At 68.3% G+C, this 19,119-nt stretch carries 18 protein-coding genes; 12 read left to right on the top strand and 6 right to left on the bottom strand.

Annotation, left to right across the window (positions count from 1 at the left end; genetic code table 11):
* Positions 1-439 precede the first annotated feature (439 nt).
* The 3 genes from CFB47_RS27190 (at position 440) to CFB47_RS27180 (ending at position 2,886) form a co-directional block, all read left to right on the top strand.
* Positions 440-1,399 (top strand): LysR family transcriptional regulator, encoded by a 960-nt coding sequence (locus CFB47_RS27190; protein WP_089462874.1) that lies wholly within the window; start codon positions 440-442, stop codon positions 1,397-1,399.
* Between the two features lie 123 nt (positions 1,400-1,522).
* Entirely contained in the window at positions 1,523-2,329 is an 807-nt protein-coding gene (locus CFB47_RS27185; RefSeq protein ID WP_089462873.1) for a uracil permease, read from the top strand.
* 59 nt (positions 2,330-2,388) lie between these two features.
* Positions 2,389-2,886: an SRPBCC family protein gene (locus tag CFB47_RS27180; protein WP_089462872.1), complete on the top strand. Its 498-nt coding sequence runs from the start codon at positions 2,389-2,391 to the stop codon at positions 2,884-2,886.
* A 64-nt stretch (positions 2,887-2,950) separates the two neighbouring features.
* Here the strand turns inward: CFB47_RS27180 and CFB47_RS27175 are convergent, their stop codons facing one another.
* On the bottom strand, positions 2,951-3,673 hold the full coding sequence (locus CFB47_RS27175) for a haloacid dehalogenase type II (RefSeq protein WP_089457908.1): 723 nt from the start codon (positions 3,671-3,673) through the stop codon (positions 2,951-2,953).
* A 127-nt stretch (positions 3,674-3,800) separates the two neighbouring features.
* Positions 3,801-4,787: a hypothetical protein gene (locus CFB47_RS27170; RefSeq protein WP_089462871.1), complete on the bottom strand. Its 987-nt coding sequence runs from the start codon at positions 4,785-4,787 to the stop codon at positions 3,801-3,803.
* 90 nt (positions 4,788-4,877) lie between these two features.
* On the opposite strand from CFB47_RS27170, the gene CFB47_RS27165 reads away from it, so the two are divergent.
* Positions 4,878-5,093, top strand: a complete 216-nt coding sequence (locus CFB47_RS27165) for a hypothetical protein (RefSeq protein WP_256946759.1) — start codon at positions 4,878-4,880, stop codon at positions 5,091-5,093.
* A gap of 336 nt (positions 5,094-5,429) precedes the next feature.
* Complete coding sequence (locus CFB47_RS27160) at positions 5,430-7,679, top strand: bifunctional diguanylate cyclase/phosphodiesterase (protein ID WP_089462870.1); 2,250 nt, start codon at positions 5,430-5,432, stop codon at positions 7,677-7,679.
* A 27-nt stretch (positions 7,680-7,706) separates the two neighbouring features.
* Here CFB47_RS27160 and CFB47_RS27155 read toward each other — a convergent pair whose 3' ends face one another.
* Both CFB47_RS27155 and CFB47_RS27150 read right to left on the bottom strand, forming a co-directional pair.
* Positions 7,707-8,774 (bottom strand): diguanylate cyclase domain-containing protein, encoded by a 1,068-nt coding sequence (locus tag CFB47_RS27155; RefSeq protein WP_089442865.1) that lies wholly within the window; start codon positions 8,772-8,774, stop codon positions 7,707-7,709.
* A 67-nt stretch (positions 8,775-8,841) separates the two neighbouring features.
* Positions 8,842-9,846 (bottom strand): chemotaxis response regulator protein-glutamate methylesterase, encoded by a 1,005-nt coding sequence (locus CFB47_RS27150; RefSeq protein ID WP_089462869.1) that lies wholly within the window; start codon positions 9,844-9,846, stop codon positions 8,842-8,844.
* Positions 9,847-10,180: 334 nt separating this feature from the next.
* Between CFB47_RS27150 and CFB47_RS27145 the strand changes: the two genes are divergently transcribed.
* Positions 10,181-10,711 carry a DUF4946 domain-containing protein gene (locus CFB47_RS27145; RefSeq protein ID WP_089462868.1) on the top strand — a complete coding sequence of 177 codons (531 nt, stop codon included), beginning with the start codon at positions 10,181-10,183 and terminating at the stop codon, positions 10,709-10,711.
* Positions 10,712-10,958: 247 nt separating this feature from the next.
* Here the strand turns inward: CFB47_RS27145 and CFB47_RS27140 are convergent, their stop codons facing one another.
* Entirely contained in the window at positions 10,959-11,183 is a 225-nt protein-coding gene (locus tag CFB47_RS27140; protein ID WP_039357299.1) for a hypothetical protein, read from the bottom strand.
* A gap of 337 nt (positions 11,184-11,520) precedes the next feature.
* Here CFB47_RS27140 and CFB47_RS27135 point away from each other — a divergent pair, with 337 nt between their 5' ends.
* From CFB47_RS27135 to CFB47_RS27120, 4 genes are all read left to right on the top strand, one after another.
* A complete protein-coding gene (locus CFB47_RS27135) occupies positions 11,521-12,210 on the top strand; it encodes a DUF969 domain-containing protein (RefSeq protein ID WP_089442862.1) in 690 nt (229 codons plus the stop codon).
* Positions 12,207-13,157 (top strand): DUF979 domain-containing protein, encoded by a 951-nt coding sequence (locus CFB47_RS27130; protein ID WP_089462867.1) that lies wholly within the window; start codon positions 12,207-12,209, stop codon positions 13,155-13,157. Before CFB47_RS27135 ends, CFB47_RS27130 begins: the two co-directional genes overlap by 4 nt.
* Before the next feature lie 10 nt (positions 13,158-13,167).
* Positions 13,168-14,190, top strand: a complete 1,023-nt coding sequence (locus tag CFB47_RS27125; protein ID WP_089457914.1) for a DUF2891 domain-containing protein — start codon at positions 13,168-13,170, stop codon at positions 14,188-14,190.
* A 115-nt stretch (positions 14,191-14,305) separates the two neighbouring features.
* On the top strand, positions 14,306-14,629 hold the full coding sequence (locus CFB47_RS27120) for a hypothetical protein (protein ID WP_089457915.1): 324 nt from the start codon (positions 14,306-14,308) through the stop codon (positions 14,627-14,629).
* Between the two features lie 30 nt (positions 14,630-14,659).
* Here CFB47_RS27120 and CFB47_RS27115 read toward each other — a convergent pair whose 3' ends face one another.
* Positions 14,660-15,484, bottom strand: a complete 825-nt coding sequence (locus CFB47_RS27115; protein WP_089462866.1) for an IclR family transcriptional regulator — start codon at positions 15,482-15,484, stop codon at positions 14,660-14,662.
* A 188-nt stretch (positions 15,485-15,672) separates the two neighbouring features.
* On the opposite strand from CFB47_RS27115, the gene CFB47_RS27110 reads away from it, so the two are divergent.
* Positions 15,673-17,328: a GMC family oxidoreductase gene (locus tag CFB47_RS27110; protein ID WP_089462865.1), complete on the top strand. Its 1,656-nt coding sequence runs from the start codon at positions 15,673-15,675 to the stop codon at positions 17,326-17,328.
* A gap of 128 nt (positions 17,329-17,456) precedes the next feature.
* Entirely contained in the window at positions 17,457-18,761 is a 1,305-nt protein-coding gene (locus tag CFB47_RS27105; RefSeq protein ID WP_089462864.1) for an MFS transporter, read from the top strand.
* The last annotated feature ends 358 nt before the right edge of the window (positions 18,762-19,119 follow it).

Raw genomic sequence — 19,119 nt, 5'->3', positions numbered from 1 at the left:
TCTCCGGTTTTATTGCCCGCGGCTCATGGTCCGCAGGTCACGGTCGAGTATAGTTATGCGCAGATTCATGATGTACCGATAAAGAAACCGGTTGGATGTGCATTTATGCATATCGACGTCCGGCCCGGAGACATAGGGTCTGTTTGCATATGGAACGCCCATGCGAATGCCCGAAATCGCTCGTAGGGCAAGAAGTGAGGAGCGCCGTTTGGCCGAGCCAAACAAGCGACGAGCGACGCCGCCATACGGGCGATTTCGGGCATTCCCGTGACATGTTCTTTTTAGTTTGGGGTTGCCACGAGAACGGCCGCTCGCCGCGTTGCGCTCCTTGCGAATACGTCAGTATTCGCGGCGTCGCGCGCCTCGCGAGCGGCCGTTCTCGTGGCAACGCATGGGCGTTCCATATGCAAACAGACCCTTACCCCTTTTTCCCTCGCTAATGCGACACGCCATCGAGCCGGTTTCCGGCAACCTGAACTGGGACGACCTGCGCTTTTTCCTCGAAGTCGCGCGCACGCAGCGCGCGAGCGGCGCCGCGAAGCGGCTGGGCGTCGACTACACGACCGTCGCGCGGCGCATTCGCGCGCTGGAGGCCGCGATGGGCACGCTGCTGTTCGACAAGTCGCGCTCCGGCGGCTTCACGCTGACGGCCGAAGGGCAGCGGCTCGTCGCATACGCGGACGCGATGGAGACGACCGTGCAGTCCGCGTGCGACCAGGTCGCGAACACGGGCGAGGCGCTGTCGGGCCATGTGCGGATCGGGTCGACGGAAGGGTTCGGCTGCTTTTTCCTTGCGCCGCAGCTCGCGCAGTTTCGTGCCGAGCACCCGCACGTGACGGTCGACCTGCTGCCGGTGCCGCATTTCGTCAACCTGCCCAAGCGCGAGGCGGACCTCGCGATCACGCTCGAGCGGCCCGAGCGCGGGCCTTACGTGGTCACCAAGTTGTGCGACTACCAGCTGCGGCTCTATGCGACGCGCGACTATCTCGCGAACCATGATCCGATCACCTGCACCGACGATCTCGCGCAGCACGCGTTCATCAGTTACGTCGACGATCTCGCGTTCAGCAACGAGCTGCTGTACCTGGACCGCGCGGTGCCGGGCGCGACGGCCGGGCTGCGCACGACGAGCGTGATCGCGCAGTATTTCGCGGCGTTGCAGGGCGGCGGGCTCGCGATCCTGCCGTGTTTCATGGCGGCCACGCAGCCGGCGCTGGTGCCGGTGCTGCCGGACGACGTGGTCGTCACGCGGTGCTTCTGGCTGACCTGCCGCGAGGATCTGCGCAAGCTGCGGCGCGTGACCGCGCTGTGGGATTACCTGCGCGCGGCGGCGGACGCGAATCGCGCGCTGCTGTCGGGGGAATCGGGGAAGCTGAGATTCGTCGGCGAGCCGGAATAGCGCGTGACGTGGCCGCGGCGAAGGCGGTTGTGCGGTTCAGTGCGTGAACACGACCCGGCGGCGAACCTGCCGGCAAGCGAAGCATTGAAGAATCGGGGAATCGGGGAACCGGGGGCAAGACAGATGGCATTGACGCATGCGGGCAAGGTCTTCGTGGTGTGTGTGGCGGTCTTTGCCGTGGCCGCTTATTGGCTCGCGTCGCGCATGGTGCGCCGCCAGTCCGGCGCCAGGCACGGTGCGAAGGGGGCGCCGAATCGCGGCGCGGTCGCGTTCTGGTGGCTCGTGTGCTTCTGCCTGGTGTCGCTGTTCTTCCCGTTCGCGTACTGGATCGGCGACGAACTCTACGTACTGGCCGTCTCGCCGAAATACGAGGCGACCGTCGTGTCCTACACGTCCGAGTGGGATACCTGCGAGCGCCGCGACAGCGACGGGCGGACCGAACGGTATCAGTGCCTGAAATACACGTCGATACTGGAAGCGGCGCTGCCCGACGGCAAGCGCGTGGTGATGCCGGGCAACGTCCGTTCCGGCGGCGCGCCGGAAATCGGCGAGCGGATCGATGTCGTGTTGCCGCCCGGTGCGGATCAATGGCACGAACGCAGCGTGCGCAGTGTCGGCCTGCTGGCCGGCGGCGGGCTGATGGTCGCGATGATCGGGTACTTCCTCTACCTGATCGCGGCGTACGGCGCCGGCCGGTACCTCGACCGCGCGGCCCGCTTCGGCGTGGCGGCGGTGATGAACGGGCTCGTGCCGCTCGGCGCGCTGCTGATGGAAATCGGGTTCCTGAGCGTGCCTTACCGCTACTGGGCGCGAGGGAATCCGGAAGATTGGCCGGTATGGGTGCTGGCGCTCAGCCTGCTGTTCGCGCTCGCGCTGCTGCCGTTGCTGCTCATCTACGCGCGCACCGCGTGGCGGGCGGTCGTGAAGTAACGGAGGCGGCGGGGCGGTTGTGCCATCATTGCCGCACCGACAGCCGCCAGGAGACGGTCGTGGAAATTCATTCGCAGTGGACGTTCGATTGCCGGCCCGAGCATGTCTGGCCGCATTTCCTCCATGCCCGGATGGACGACACGCGGCCGTTGCTGTTCCGCCTCGGCGTGCCGAAGCCGGTCAGTTGCCGCGTGCTCGAAGGCGTGCCGGCCGTCGGCAACACGCGGCAGTGCACGACTGATCGCGGCACCATCGACCAGCGGATTCTCGTGCTCGACGAGCCTCGCCGGCTGCGTTACCGGATGGTGGCGTCGACGGTGTGGTGCCGCGACTGGGTCGGCCTGCTCGAGGACGAATTCACGCTGACGCCGATCGAAGGCGGCAGGACCCGCGTCGAGCGGCGCACCGTGTTCAGTGCACGCGGCCTTTTCAAGCCGGTTCGGCAGATCGGGTTGTGGCTCGCACTGCAGCAGGCGCACCGGTATGCGGCGCGCAACTGGCGGCGCCTCGCGATGGCGGCGCGGGGGCGAGCGGTCGAGACGGCGTCGGCGCGCTAGGCTTTGGGAGCCGGCGCCCCACGAGCCGCCGGCCACCCCGCGACCGCGCACCGGAACCCGGTTTTCAACGCGGGCATTCGAGCCGGTCCGCGAGCTCGTTCAGATCCCTGACGTCGAAGTCCCACGCATCATCGGCTTTCAGGTCGGTCGTCTGGCCCGGGCCGTGTTCGGTCGGCCGCAGCACGAACGCGGTCGACAGCCCCTGCCGGCGCGCGGCCGCGAGATCGCCGTTGTGCGCGGCGACCAGACACAGCTCGGCCGGTTCGACGCCGAGAATCTCGACCGTATCGCTATAGACCTGCGGCGACGGCTTGTACGCGCGGACCACCTCCGCACCGAGAATCGCATCCCACGGCAGCCCCGCGCGTTTCGCGACGTCGACCATCAGCCGGATGTTGCCGTTCGACAGTGGCGCGATGATGAAGCGTCGCTTCAGCCGTTGCAGCGCCGCGACGGCGTCGGGCCACGGGTCGAGGCTGTGCCACGCGAGGTTGAGCGTGTCGATGTCGGCGTCGGGCACGTCGTCGATCCCGTAGCGGTCGAGCGTGCGCACCAGGTTCTCGCGGTGCAGGACGTCGAGGCGCACGTAGCGGCGGCGGCCGCTGCGGATTTCTTCCATCGACGGCGAATATTCGGCCCGCCACGCATCGGCGAATTCGAACGGGTCGAGCGCGGGGGCATGGCGGTCGAGGAACGCGGCGGCGCCGCGTGCGACGCCGCTTCTCCAGTCGACGATCGTTCCGAAGACATCGAAAACGAGCGCCTTGATTTCGGTTGTGGGCATCATGCGATCCTTTGCAGCGGCAGGTGATCGGGCATGGGCCGCTGCGTTGTCTACACGAACGAGCGCGGCCTTCCGCCGACATTAGATCATGTATGCAAGGGTACGCGCTGTGGCTGCGGCCCGTATCGGGTCAGCCGGCGTGCCGCTGGCACGGCGCAAACCGATGTTGCGCGAGTTGCAGCAGCACGCAATCGACCGCCTCGCCGGTTTTCGCGTTTCGGCCTTTCCCCTCGATGCGGAAGTCGTTGCCGGCGACCCAGGCCGCGTCGGTCGTGCTGTCGCTGGAAAACAGATAGTCGCCGACGGCCGTGTCGCTGTCGGCGAAGTTGGCTGACCACGTTTTCAGATCGAGTGCGGGGCCGTATGTCGCCCGCATGGCGCCAAACCGGATGCCGATCACGTTGGCGGGCGGCGCGTCATGATCGACGCCGAGCCACGACAGCATCCAGTTGCCATCGTTGCCGCGGTTGACGCGGGTGACGGCGGGCCAGTCGATCACGCCAATCGTCCTGGGCGCGGCAAGCGCGCATTGATAGAGCTGCCGCTGCGTGGAGTCGGGTTGCCATCGCATCACGACACTGTCGGGTGCGCAGGACCAACCGTCGATGGTTTGCGGCCGGGTCAGCGTGACGCTCCAGACGTCGGCATCGAAATCCTGGCGCAGAAGCCCCTTGATTTCCAGCGCGCCCATTCTGACGCTGGTGTCGGACCGTGCGCCGACAGGCTGGCGGTTCCAGAATCCGCCGCCGGTCTGCACGTATTGCACTTCGCTTCCGGCGGGAAATGACACACCGGCCACGACGATGGGGCGATCGGCCGTGCCGTCGACGTGATGCCCCGGTGTGCCCAGAAACTGATCGAGCGCGCCCCAGCCGAACAGGACGAGTACTGGCAAGCTGAAGAACAGCAGCGTCAGCCCGCCGCGTTTGCCGGGCGGCTGCTTGCGCAGGAGCCACGAGACGGCACCCGTCAACAGTGCCCAGACCACGAAGAAAATCAGCAGGTAGAAGGCCAGATCCACGACCCCACCCAGCTCGCCGGCTTCGGCGTTGCAGATCGAGGGTGCGAGCAGCGGCAGCGTGAGCAGGGGGCGGACGGGAGGAGTCTTTATTTCCACGAATTCGATCCTTGTCTGTGGCAGGCATATTGGTTGAAAAGTCGACCCGCTACGCATGCTGCACATACTATCCGACTGCACAAGCGAATCGTGGCCGAGCAGTCGCCTTGCCTGTTCGTGCAGTCGGCCCGCGCGTTCGAGCTCGCCGCGAGTGCGGGGGAGCGCGTCGGCCGGTTGCCGCTGAAGCTGTCGACGATGCCTGAAACGGTCGGCGCGCTGTATGCGGCGCCCTCGAGCGGGTCGGTCGCGGCCGCGATCGACGCGTTGAAGGCCGTGACACGCACGCATCCCGGCATGGACGATTGAATGCGAATGGAGCACAGCGTCGCCACAGTCTGACAAACCGTTTGCAAAAGCGGTGCGCGCAACGCGTGGCGCTGCCTCGGGCCGTCGCACCGCGTGCAAGTCTTTCGGCGAGCTGACTGTCGGCTGCGAGCACCGCATCGACCACGCGTAACCCCTGATGCACGTGGATGCGCCGCTGGTCACGGATTGGTGTTAAATGTATTTCGGCGCGCGTTGGCACCGCGCGCAATACGGGGCGCACCGGGCATCGGCGTAAACCCGGAGCGAAATTCGGCACGAAGGATCGAAAACGAATCGGGCGCATCAGACCCGATCGGACAGACGGCAGGATTCATCTTGAATACCGAACCGCAAAGTTCTCGTTACAGTCCCGGGCTCGCGGCGGAAGTGCTCGCATCCGAGCAAAGCGTGCTGAGGCTGATCACGCGCAACACACCGCTGCCGGAACTGCTCGTCGAGGTCTGCCGGCGCGCCGAGGCGTTGCTCGGCGACGGCGCGTCATGCACGATCCTGCTGCTCGATCCCGACGGCGTGCACGTGCACGTCGGTGCCGCGCCCTCGCTGCCGGTGCGGTACAGCACGGCGATCGAAGGCGCGTCGATCGGGCCTGCCGCCGGCTCGTGCGGCACGGCGATGTACCTGCGCCGGATGGTCGTCGTCGAAGACATCGAAACCGATCCCCTGTGGGCCGACTACCGGGCCGTCGCATTGCCGCTGGGCTTGCGCGCGTGCTGGTCGGTGCCGTTCCTCGACGACGCGGGCGTCGTGCTCGGCGCATTCGCCGTCTATTACCGCACACCGCGCCGGCCGGGCGACGAGGCAACGGAACTGTTGCGCGACATCGGCAACAGCGTCGGCCTCGCGGTGCACCAGGACCGGATCGCGCGACAGCTCGCGCGCAGCGAGGAACATCACCGGCTCGTGGTCAACAGCCTGAACGAAGGGATCGTCGTGGTGTCGCGCGACGGCGTCGTCGTCGCGAGCAACCCGAGTGCGAACCGGATGATGCGCGTGAAGGGCGACCTCGTCGGCCGGCGGCTGTCGACGGTGATCCTGCGCAAGCTGCACGAGGACGGCACGCCGATCGCGCCGGACGAGTGGCCGAGCCGGCGCGCGCTCGAGACGGCCACGCCGATGCTCGGCTACACGGTCGGCTTCGGCCTGGCGGACGGCGACATCATCTGGGTGCGCGGCAACGCGGTGCCGATCGTGAAGCCGGGCGAGCAGCAGGCCGATTCGGTGATCGTGTCGTTCAACGACATCGGCCCCGTGCGCGAAGCGCAGCAGCAGTTGCGTTACCTCGCGACGCGCGATGCGCTGACGGGCCTCTACAACCGCCGCTGGCTGGGCGACCGCATGCGCGAGCTGTTCGGCGGACACGATGCGGCGGGCGGGCCCGCGCGCGTCGCGATCCTGTTCATCGATCTCGTCGGTTTCAAGAAGGTCAACGACACGGCCGGCCACGACGCGGGCGACGCGCTGCTGCGCAGCGTGGCCGCGCGGCTCGCGGCCTGCGGCGGCGGCCAGCACGCGCTGACGCGGGTCGGCGGCGACGAGTTCGTGATCCTCGTCGACGACTGCGACGATCCCGACCGGCTCGAGGTGCTCGCGCGCGAGGTGATCGACGCGATCGCGAAGCCGTTCGCGATCGCGAACAACGAATACTGGCTCGGCGTGTCGATCGGGATCAGCGTCGCGCCACGCGACGGCGACGATGCCGTCACGCTGATGCGCAATGCCGATTCGGCGATGTACGACGCGAAGCAGCGCGGCCGCAACCACTTCACGTTCTTCACCGCGCAGCTCAACCTGCGGCTGCAACGCCGCTTCGCGATCGAGCAGTCGCTGCGGCGCGCGTTGTCGTCGGACATGCTGCGGCTCGCGTATCAGCCCGTCGTCGACGCGCGCAGCGGCCGCACGGTCGGCGCCGAGGCGCTCTTGCGCTGGACGAGCCCCGAGCTCGGGCCGATGTCGCCGGCGGAGTTCATTCCGGTCGCGGAAGATACGGGGCTGATCGTCGCGATCGGCCAGTGGGTGCTCGAAACCGCGTGCCGGCAGGCGGCCGAATGGCGCCGCACGATCGCGCCCGACCTGATGCTGGCCGTCAACCTGTCGCCGCGGCAGTTCCATGAAGGGCTCGTCGAATCGGTCGGTCGCTGCCTCGCGCAGACGCGGCTCGATCCGTCCGCGCTCGAACTCGAGATTACCGAAGGACTGCTGATGAACGACACGGACACCGTGCTGCCGATGCTCGAGGCGCTCACGGACATGAACGTGCGGATCTCGGTCGACGATTTCGGCACCGGCTATTCATCGCTTGCGTACCTGAAGCGCTTTCCGCTGCACAACCTGAAGGTCGACCGCTCGTTCGTGTCGGGCGTGCCCGATCATCACGACTCGGTGGCGATCACGCAGGCCGTGGTCGCGATGGCGCATTCGCTCGGGATGAAGGTCACGGCCGAAGGGGTCGAGACGCAGGCGCAATCGTGGTTCCTGCAGCAGATCGGTTGCGACATGCAGCAGGGCTATCTGTTCAGCCGCCCGCTGGATCCGGGCGACTACGCGCGCCGGCTCGGCGCCGTGTGAGCGCGGCGCGCGTTCGGCGTTCGGCGCTCAGTCGACGCGCGGCCCGCCGAACCCGCCGGGGACCGGCGTCGTCGGCGTCGCATCGATCTCGACGCGGTTCTTGCCTTCGTGCTTCGCGCGATAGAGCGCACGGTCGGCCGCTTCGATCAGCAGCGTCGTCGGCAGGCCGGGCATCGGCACGATGGTCGCGCCGCCGATGCTGATCGTCACGGTGTTGCCGGTCGACGAATGCGCGTGCCGCAGCCGCAGCGCCTCGACCGCGAGGCGGATCTTCTCGCCGAGCAGCCGCGCGGCGCCCGGCGACGTGGCCGGCATCACGACCGCGAATTCCTCGCCGCCGAAACGCGCGGCGAGATCGCCCGACTGGCCGAGGCAGCGCTCGATGGTCGACGCGATCTGCTTGAGCACGCTGTCGCCCGACACGTGGCCGTACGTGTCGTTGTACAGCTTGAAGTTGTCGACGTCGATCATCAGCAGCGACAGCTCGCTGCGCTCGCGCGTGCCGCGCCGCCATTCGGCGGCGAGGTATTCGTCGAGATAGCGCCGGTTCGACAGCCCGGTCAGGCCGTCGGAATGAGTGAGGCGCCGCAGCTCGAGATTGGCTTCGAGCAACTGCTGCTGCGATTGCCGCAGCGCGCGGTAGGCCTCGTCGCGTTGCAGCAGGTTCATGTACGAGCGCGAGTGGTAGCGCACGCGTGCGACGAGCTCGATGCGGTCGGGCAGCTTCACGAGGTAGTCGTTCGCGCCGGCGGCGAACGCGGCGCTCTTGATCACGGGCTCTTCCTGCGTCGACAGCACGATGATCGGCACGTCGCGCGTCGCCGGATTCTCGCGGTACGCCCTCACGAGGCTCAGCCCGTCGGTGCCGGGCATCACGAGGTCCTGCAGGATCACGGTCGGCCGTGTCTCGATCGCGGTGGCCATCGCGTCGTCCGAACGCGGGCAGTAGTGGAAATCGATGCCGTCCTCGTCGACGAGCGCGCGCCGCACGGCTTCCGCGACGATCGTCTGGTCATCCACCAGCAGCACCATCGCCGGCACGTCGACGGGCGGCGTGTAGGGGCCGCCTGGCGGGCGAGTCAGGTCAATCGTCATGGTCGATGCGGGTTGTTGCGGTTGTTGCAGGGGCAGACATGGGTGTTGCGCGTGTTCATCGTCGGGCTCAGATTCTCGCGAGCGCCGCCAGCTCGCCCGCGATGCGCCCGAGGGGCAAGATCGCGCGTGCCGCGCCGAGCGTCGCGGCCGCTTTCGGCATGCCGTACACGGCGCTCGTCGCCTCGTCCTGGGCGATCGTATGGTAGCCCTTCATCCGCAGCGCCTTCAGGCCGATCGCGCCGTCGCGGCCCATCCCGGTGAGCAGCACGCCGATCACGCGGCCGGGCCAGTGCTCGGTCAGGCTGTTGAAGAACACGTCGACCGACGGGCGATACGGCGTGGCGGCCGGTTCGCGCGTGTATTCGAGCGTGCCGTCACGGGTGATGCGCAGGTGGTCGTCGGTCGCGGCGAGCAGTGCGACGCCCGGCTGCGGGCGATCGCCTTCGCGCGCGACGCGTACGGCGAGCGGTGTCTGGCCGTCGAGCCATTGCGCCATGCCTTCGGCGAACGCGCGGTCGACGTGCTGGACGATCACGATCGGGGCGCTGAAATCGGCCGGCAGGCCGCCGAGGACGGACGCGAGCGCGCCGGGGCCGCCGGCCGAGGCGCCGATCGCGACCAGCGGGCCGCCGCCGGCGCGGGCGGCCGTGCCGGCGAGGCGCGTGCCGCCGGGCGCGTCGAGCAGGCGGCCGATCTGGTCGATCTTCGCGAGCAGCAGGCGGGTCGTGTCGCCGGCCGCGCCGTCGCCGAGCCGCGGCGTATCGACCGCGTCGAGCGCGCCGGCGCCCATCGCCTCGAACACGCGCCAGGCATTCGCGCCGATGCAGCTCGTCACGATCAGGATCGCGCACGGTCGTTCGGATCGCATGATCCGCCGCGTCGCTTCGATCCCGTCGAATTTCGGCATGATCAGGTCCATCAGCACGATGTCGGGCGGCTGCGCGGCGCACAGCTCGACGGCTTGCGCGCCGTCGGTCGCGACCCACAGCACGCGGTGCTCGGGCCGGCGCGCGATCGCGCGGCGCATCGCCTCGACGGCAAGCGGGAGGTCGTTGACGATGCCGATGTTCACAAGCGGAATTCTCCGGTCGGTTCGTAGTGTTGGAGGTGGGCCGGGTTCATGGAAGGGGCTGCCTGCTCGGCGCCGCCGGACGGCATCGGCGGCCGGACGGCACGACATTCTTTTCGGTTGGCGACGCCCGCATGCTGTCATGCGGCGCGGGCGGCGGCAATCGAAAAATTCGCGCATGGTGCCGTTTCAGTGCGTTTCCTCTATGACGGTGCGTACCGGAAGGCCCGTGAAAGCCGGTCTCCGCTGGCGGGCGGACGGTACGCCGTGCGATCATGACGCGCCCTCCGCGACACGGAATCCGCCGAACGACATGAGCCTGAAGCCCCGTTTTCGAATGACCGTGCGTGCCCTCGCCGTGTGGTTGTGCATCGGGCCGCCGATGACGTTTGCCGAAGCGGCCGAACCCATTGCGTGGCCGTCGGGCTGGGAAGTGTCGCCAGGTCCCGCACCGACCACCCGCGCCGGCAAGACGCTGCCCGGTTCAAATGACGTCGCGGTGAAACGCGGCCCGTCGGGCACGGCCGAGGCGGTGATTTCGCTGATGCGGATCGTCCGGACGGATCACGGCGCGGCCCGTCTCGATCACGAGTTCGACACGATGCAGCACACGATCGTCGACGGTTACCGCCATCGCGGCTGGACCGCGCAGTGCACGTCACCCGGCCAGATGGCGCTGGGCGGCCGCGCGGGACTCGCGACGACCTGCGACATGCATCGCGCGGATGGAACGGCGATCCGCCAGACGCTCGTCGCGACGATGAGCGAGACGATCATGTACGGGCTGTCCTATACGGCGCCTGTCGACCGGTTCGACGCGAGCAAGCCGGAATTCGATACGATGCGCGCGCATTTGACGGTGCAATAGCGCGCGATCCCTCCAGGCGCGACGAAGCGCGCCGACGCGTTCATGACGGAACGCGACCGCGCCGGCAACCGGGCGGTCGCGAACCTGCCGAGGATCTTCACGCAGGCCGACTGCCGGCCACTGCGCGCGGGTCGGTGGTTCGGCATGGGCGCCGGGACACCGGCCGCGTAGCGCCCGCGCCCGCCCGTCATCCGCTTCGGCGGGCGAGGGCGGAAACCGGTCGCGCACCCGATGTGCGGCCGCGCCGTCAATGGCTGCGCGCGTACCCCTGGATCAGCGCGCGCATCATCCCCTCGACCGTCGCGTCGAGCAGGTCGGCTTCCTGCTCGGACTCCTCGACGAGCGCGGCATACGCGGTCGCGAGCGTCACGCGATCGACCTCATGGCGTTGCTCCATCAGCGTCACCATCCCGTCCTTCGCCAGATGAGCGGAGAACGCGCGGCTGCCGATGGTCTGGAATACGTCAATCATGGCGGCTCTCCCGTCCGTTGCCGATGCTTTCCAGTGTAGTCGGCGCACCGGGGCTCCGCCACGCGCGGCAGGCCGCTGCACGCCGCCGGCCGGGGCGCCGACGCACGTGCCGCAACCGGCGCGTGCGCGCCGTCCGGCCATCCCCCGATTCCTCGGACGAAACCCCACCGACACATGGCCCAGGCACCGTGGTCGCACGCTTCAACGTTTACCCGAAGCAGTAAATTGTCGACTTTTTGTCGATAAAGTCTCGTGTTAGATTGCGCCGTCAGAGCCCGGTCCAAACCGGGCAGGCGGCGCAGGCCAAGGCGCCGCGCGTCCGATCCAAGGAGGAGCAATGCTGGTGCTGATTGGGGTGCCGATCGTCGTGATCGGTTTTGCGCTGCGCTTCAACGCGCTGCTGGTGGTCACGATCGCGGGGCTCGCGACGGGGCTGGCGGGCGGGCTGAATCTCGTCGACATCGTCAGCGCGTTCGGCAAGGCGTTCACCGAAAACCGCTACATGGGGCTCATCTGGCTGACGCTGCCGGTGATCGCGCTGCTCGAGCGCAACGGGCTCAAGGAGCAGGCGAAGCGGATGATCTCGCGCGTGCAGGCGGCCACCACGGGCCGCGTGCTGATGCTGTACTTCGTGCTGCGCCAGGCGACGGCCGCGCTCGGCCTCACGTCGCTCGGCGGCCATGCGCAGATGGTGCGGCCGCTGATCGCGCCGATGGCGGAGGCCGCCGCGGTCAACCGGCATGGCGAACTGCCCGAATCGGTGCGCCAGCAGATCCGCGCGCATGCATCGGGCGCCGACAACGTCGCCGTGTTCTTCGGCGAGGACATCTTCATCGCGATCCAGTCGATCCTGCTGATCAAGGGCTTTCTCGAACAGAACGGCATCTCGATCGAGCCGCTGCACCTGTCGGTGTGGGCGATCCCGACCGCGATCGCCGCACTGCTGATCCACTGCACGCGCCTCGCGTTGCTGGATCGCCGGCTCACGCGCGGTTTCGGCCTGGTGGGGCAGGAGGGCACGCGATGATCGGCCTCGAATCGCTGTACACGCTCGCGGGGTTGATGTTCGCCGCGTTCGCCTACTTCAACCTGACCGATCGCACGAACCCGCGCCGCGTCGTCAATTTCGCGTTCTGGGCGATCTACGCGGCCACGTTCCTGTTCGGCGCGCTGCTGCCGCATTTCGTGACGGGCTGCCTTGCGATCGCGCTCGCGGTGATCGCCGGTTCGGGCAAGCTCGGGCGCGGCAAGTCCGACGAAGCCGGGGAGGCCGCGGCCGTGCGGCGCGAGACGCTCGCGCAGCGTTTCGGCAACAAGTTGTTCCTGCCCGCGCTGCTGATTCCGGTCGTCACGCTGATCGGCACGTTCGCGCTGAAGCTCGTGCCGTTCGTCGAGCAGAAGAGCGTGACGCTGATCTCGCTCGTGCTCGGCACGCTCGTCGCGTTCGCCGTCGCGCTCGCGATGCTGCGCGATTCGCCCGTGCATGCGGTGAAGGAGGCACGCCACACGATGGACGCGGTCGGCTGGGCCGCGATCCTGCCGCAGATGCTCGCGGCGCTCGGCGCGCTGTTCGCGGTCGCGGGTGTCGGCGGCGTGGTGTCGGGGCTCGTCAGGGAGTGGGTGCCGATCGATTCGCCGTTCGCGGTGGTCGCGGCCTACACGGTCGGCATGGCGCTGTTCACGATGATCATGGGCAACGGCTTTGCCGCGTTTCCCGTGATGACGGCCGGCATCGGCCTGCCGCTGATCGTCCACCAGTTCCACGGCAACCCGGCGATCGTCGGCGCGATCGGGATGCTGAGCGGCTTCTGCGGTACGCTGATGACGCCGATGGCCGCGAACTTCAACATCGTGCCGGCGGCGCTGCTCGAACTGAAGGACAAGAATGGCGTGATCAAGGTGCAGTGGCCGACGGCCTTGCTGCTGCTCGCCGTGAACACGCTGCTGATGTACGCGTTCGCATTCCGCTTCTGACGAGATCCCCATGACCGACCGACTGACCCCCGAACTCGCCTCGAAATTCGCGTCGCTCGCGCTCGCGCACCTGACCCGCGAATATCCGAACAAGCTGACGCATGCGCTCGAAGGTCCGCACGACGTGCAGGGGCCGCGCGCGTTGCACCCGATCTTCTACGGCAGCTACGACTGGCACTCGTGCGTGCACGGCTACTGGCTCGTGCTGCGCGTGCTCGAACGCTACCCGGCATTGCCGGAGGCCGAACGCATCGTCGCGATCGTCGATGCGCACTTCACCGACGCGAACGTCGCCGGCGAGCGCACGTATCTCGCGCGGCCGCACAACGCCGGTTTCGAGCGGCCGTACGGCTGGGCGTGGCTGCTCGCGCTGTCGGCGCAACTGGAGCGGCTCGCGCTGAAGGGGGCGATGCCGCAGGCCGCGCGCTGGGCGAAGACGATGGCGCCGCTGACCGACCTGTTCGTGTCGCGCTTCGAGACCTTCCTGCCGAAAGCGACCTATCCGCTGCGCGTCGGCACGCACTTCAACACCGCGTTCGCGCTGGCGCTCACGCTCGACTTCGCGCGCGACACGCAGCGCGACGGGCTCGCGGCGCTGATCGTCGATACCGCGAAGCGCTGGCACCTGAACGATGTCGCATGCCAGGCGTGGGAACCGTCGGGCGACGAATTCCTGTCGCCCGCGCTGATGGAGGCGGAGCTGATGCGGCGCGTGCTGCCGGCTGCCGAATTCGACGGCTGGTTCGCGCGCTTCCTGCCCGATCTCGCGCGCGGCGAGCCGGCGACGCTGTTCGAGCCGGCGACGGTCAGCGATCGCAGCGACGGGAAGATCGCGCACCTCGACGGGCTGAACCTGAGCCGCGCGTGGTGCCAGCGCGCGCTGGCCGGCGCGTTGCCGGAAGATGATGCGCGGCGCGCGAAGCTGCTCGACGCGGCCGACCGGCATCTTGCGAGCGCACTCGCGCACGTGGCCGGCGACTACATGGGCGAGCACTGGCTCGCGACGTTCGCGTTGCTCGCGCTGGAGGCGTAGCGCGCGAAACCCCGCCGGCGGCAAGGTCTTCGGCACGCGGCTATACTCGCCGCTCGGGCCGTATCGCGCAGCATGCGTTGCGCGATGCGGTCATCTGTTTCCCTGCCGCCTCGCCATGGACAAGCTCATTTCCTACGTCGCCGCGATTCACGGACTCCCGGGCCCGGTGTCGATCGTGTCGCACACGACGTCGCACGATCGCTGGACCGACGACGATGTCGAAGTCATGCGCGACGAAACCGAATACCGCTTCGACAACGGCGCGATCGTGCGCCGCTCGGTCGAGCAGGATCGCGCGCCGTCCGATCTGCTGTGCGCGGAATGCTGGATCGACTACGACGTGCTGCGCCATCCCGATGCGCAACCGATCGGCCCGACGCGGATCACGTTCGACAACGCGTGCCGTGAGACTTTCTGGCTGCGTTACCACCTCGCGTGAACGTTTCGACGCTTTGGCGCATCACGGCAATCAACCCGGCGGCGCGCCCTCGGCCGCATGCAGCAGCGGCGCGAGCCGCGTCGCCGCTTCCCGCATTTTCGGCACGTTCTCCAGCAGGTCGTTGAGCGTCGCGCGCGCGGTCGGCGCATGCACGGCGAGCGCCGCGAGCACGCGGCCGCTTGCTGCCTCCTTCACCGGCACCGCCACCGCCACCATCCCGCGCACGAACTCCTCGTTGTCGATCCCGACGCCACGCGCGGCGAGCCGGTCGAGCTCGGCCGCGAGCAACTGCGCATCGGTCAGCGTCCGGTAGGTCATCTTCTTCAGCGTGAGCCGCGCGAGCATCGCGTTGCGCTCCAGCGCATTCAGCTGCGACAGGAACAGCTTGCCGCTCGCCGTGCAATGCAGCGGCACGCGCATGCCGGGCCGCATCTCGAGCCGCAACGGCTCGGTCGTCTCGACGCGTTCGACGTACAGCACCGTGTCGCCGTCGAGCGCGGTGAGGTTGCAGGTCTCGCCGAGCACGTCGACGAGCGAGCGCAGCACCGAGCGGCAGCCGCGCGTGAAGGTGTTGTTCGACAGCGCCGCGAGCGCGAACTGCGCGGCACGCGGGCCGAGCGCGATGCCGCGATCGTGGCCGCGCGAGTCGGGCAGGTGGATCACGTAGCCGCGCGTTTCGAGCGATTCGATCAGGCGCAGCAGTGTCGCCTTTGGAATGTGCAGCCGCGCGGCGAGCTGCGACAGCGTGTAGGGCTGGCCGGCCGACGCGAGTGCTTCGAGCACCGCGAGCGCGCGCAGGACGCGCGCGTCGTCGGCGGGCGCGCCATCGGACGGCGCGGGGGCGGTTTCGCGCATGTGTCTCCTCCGTCGGGATCGGCGTGCGTCCCGGGATGGTGTGTGCGACGGAAATGAAACGAATTGAACGGTTTTTGTACCACATTCACGGCGTGGACAATAAATCGGCTTGTATGCGTTCCGTGGGCTCAATAAATTTGGACGAAACATACCGGATTTTCAAAAAACCCCGGAAACGGAGACACGGAATGACACGCAGCTTCGACTATGTCGTGGTCGGCGCGGGATCGGCCGGTTGCGTCCTCGCCAACCGGCTGTCCGACGGCGGCCGCCATACGGTGTGCCTGCTGGAAGCCGGCCCCGCCGACCGCTACATGTGGATCCACGTGCCGATCGGGTACGGCAAGACGATGTTCCACCCCGTGTACAACTGGGGCTTCCACACCGATCCCGATCCGAACATGCACAACCGCCGCCTGTACTGGCCGCGCGGCCGCACGCTCGGCGGCTGCAGCTCGATCAACGGGCTGATCTACGTGCGCGGGCAGCAACAGGATTACGACCACTGGGCCGCGCTCGGCAATCGCGGCTGGAGCTGGCGCGAGTGCCTGCCGTATTTCCGCAAGCTCGAACACAACACGCTCGGCGAAGGGCCGACGCGTGGCATCGGCGGCCCGCTGTGGGCGTCCGTGATCCGGCAGCGGCACGAACTCGTCGATGCGTTCGTGGCCGCGTCGAACCGGCTCGGCGTGCGCACGGTCGACGATTTCAATACGGGTGACCAGGAGGGCGTGGGCTATTACCAGCTCACCACGCGCAACGGGCTGCGCTGCTCGACGGCGGTGGCCTACCTGAAGCCCGCGCGCGGGCGGCCGAACCTGCACGTCGAAACCGATGCGCAGGCGCTGAAGGTGCTGTTCGACGGCGCGCAGGCGTCCGGTGTGCGGTACGTCCAGCATGGCAACGTGCATGAGGTGCGCGCGTTGCGCGAGGTGATTCTCGCGGCCGGCGCGCTGCAATCGCCGCAACTGCTGCAGGTGTCGGGCGTCGGGCCTGCAGCGCTCTTGAACCGGCACGGGATTCCGGTCGTCGCCGATCGCGCGGGCGTCGGCGAGAACCTGCAGGATCATCTGCAGATTCGTCTGATCTACGAAGTGACGAAGCCGATCACGACCAACGACGAGCTGCATTCGTGGATCGGCCGCGCGAAGATGGGGCTGCAGTGGGCGTTGTTCCGCGGCGGCCCGCTCGCGATCGGCATCAACCAGGGCGGGATGTTCTGCCGTGCGCTGCCGGACGAATCGGCGACGCCGGACATCCAGTTCCATTTCTCGACGCTGTCGGCCGATTCGGCGGGCGGCAGCGTGCATCCGTTTCCCGGCTGCACGTATTCGATCTGCCAGCTGCGGCCCGAATCGCGCGGCACCGTGCGCATCCGCACCGACGATGCGCGCGACGCGCCGTCGATCCAGCCCAACTATCTCGACACCGAGCGCGACCGCCACACGACGGTGGCCGGCGTGCGCTTCGCGCGACGCGTCGCGGCCACCGAGCCGATGGCGCCGCTGATGAAGCGCGAAGTGCGGCCGGGCGCGGACGCGCAGACCGACGACGAACTGCTCGAGTTCTGCCGGGAATACGGGCAGACGATCTTCCATCCGTCCGGCACCGCGAAAATGGGCGTCGCGAGCGATGCGCTCGCTGTCGTCGACGAGCGGCTGCGCGTGTACGGCACGCGCGGGCTGCGCGTGGTCGACTGCTCGATCATGCCGACCCTCGTATCGGGCAACACCAACGTGCCGATCGTGATGGTCGCCGAGAAGGCGTCCGACATGATCCTCGAGGACGCGCGCGAGGCCGATCGCGGCCGCAGTGTCGCGCCGGCCGCCGAGGCGCTCGCGTAGCGCGTCGCCACGCATCACCCCGCGTGGCCCGTGCGCCTGCGCCCGGACGGCCGCCGCGCGTTCATCGATGCCCCCGCCGGTACGGCGCCGGGGCAGGTTGCGGCGCATCCTTACCTGGAGAAGCTCGCATGGCAATCGATTCCCGGGTCGTCCGACGCGTGGCCGCGGCCAGCGTGATCGGCGCGACCGTCGAGTGGTACGACTTTTTCCTGTACGGCGTGGTCGCCGGCATCGTGTTCGACAAGCAGTACTTTCCGGCCGGCGACGCGTTCGTGTCGACGATGCTCGCGTATGCGACGTTCGCGGTCGGCTTCGTCACGCGGCCGCTCGGCGGCTTGCTGTTCGGCCATCTCGGCGACCGCGTCGGGCGCAAGTCCGCGCTGATCCTGACGATGCTGATCATGGGCGTGTCGACGGCCGGCGTCGCGTTCCTGCCGACCTACGCGCAGATCGGCATGTGGGCGCCGGTGCTGTTGCTCACGCTGCGCGTGCTGCAGGGCATCGGCCTGGGCGGCGAGTGGGGCGGCGCGGTGCTAATGGCGTACGAGTACGCGCCGCCGCACCGGCGCGGGCTGTATGCGAGCCTGCCGCAGATCGGGCTCGCGATCGGGCTGTGCCTCGCGGCCGGCGTGGTCGCGGCGCTGTCGCGTGCGCTGCCGGACGCCGCGTTCCTCGCGTGGGGCTGGCGCGTCGCGTTTGCGGCGTCGCTGCTGCTGGTCGCGGTCGGCTTCTACATCCGCACGCGCGTGGCCGATACGCCCGAGTTCGTCGCGCTCAAGCGCCAGCGGCGCGCGACGAAGCTGCCGGTCGTCGAGCTGCTCGCCCACTATCGTCAGGCGATCCTGCTCGGGATGGGCGCGCGTTATATCGACGGCGTGTTCTTCAACGTGTTCGCGGTGTTCTCGATCGGCTACATGACGCGCAACCTGTCGATGTCGCGCGGCGACGCGCTGCTCGGCGTGATGAGCGCGGCGGTCGTGATGTGCGTGTTCATCCCGGTGTTCGGCGGGCTGTCGGACCGGCTCGGCCGTGCGCGTGTGTACCGGTGGGGCGCGACGCTGTGCGGGCTGTCGGTGCTGCCCGCGTTCTGGCTGCTGCAGACGCAGTCGACCCACCTGCTCGCCGTGTGGCTCGCGCTGGTGATCCCGTTGGGGATCTTCTACGCGATGGCCTACGGGCCGGAGGCCGCGCTGTTCGCGGAGCTGTTCGATGCGAACGTGCGTTACACGGGGATTTCGTTCGTCTACCAGGTGTCGGGTATCTTCGCGAGCGGGCTCACGCCGATCGTCGCGACCGCGCTGCTGCGCATGAACGGCGGGGCGCCGTGGCTCGTCGGGGTTTACGTGATGTTGTCTGCACTCCTGTCGATCGTGTCCGCACGGGCGATCGAGAAGCGCGGCGGCGTGGACGGCTTAGCGGTGCGCGCGATGTGACGGTGGAAGGGGCGGATAGGGCAGGGCGCGGCGTGGGGGCGTATCGGCGGCCCGGTCTTCCGGCGGCGTCGTGCCTGCGCCGCTGACCGACGCTGTCTGCCGGTCGCCCGCTGCCGCCCGCCGTTCGGTGCCCCGGTCGTCCGGCCGCGTCGTGCTCATGCCGCCGCGCCTTGCCAAGCGACTCCGTCTGCCGTCTGCCCGAGGTAGCCCGCCGTTCAGCGTCCCGATCGCCCGGTGGCATCGCGTCCACGCCGCCGATCCTTTTTGACCGACGCCGCGCACCTGTCGCCGGCTGTTACCAGCCGTTCGACGCCCCCACACGCTGGTCCAAGCGAATCCGGTCGACTGGCCCTACCTG

The organism is Burkholderia sp. AU27893, assembly GCF_002223205.1.
Taxonomy (GTDB): Bacteria; Pseudomonadota; Gammaproteobacteria; order Burkholderiales; family Burkholderiaceae; genus Burkholderia.
The sequence above is the reverse complement of the archived record's forward strand: the minus strand, read 5'-3'. Positions and strand labels throughout refer to the sequence as shown.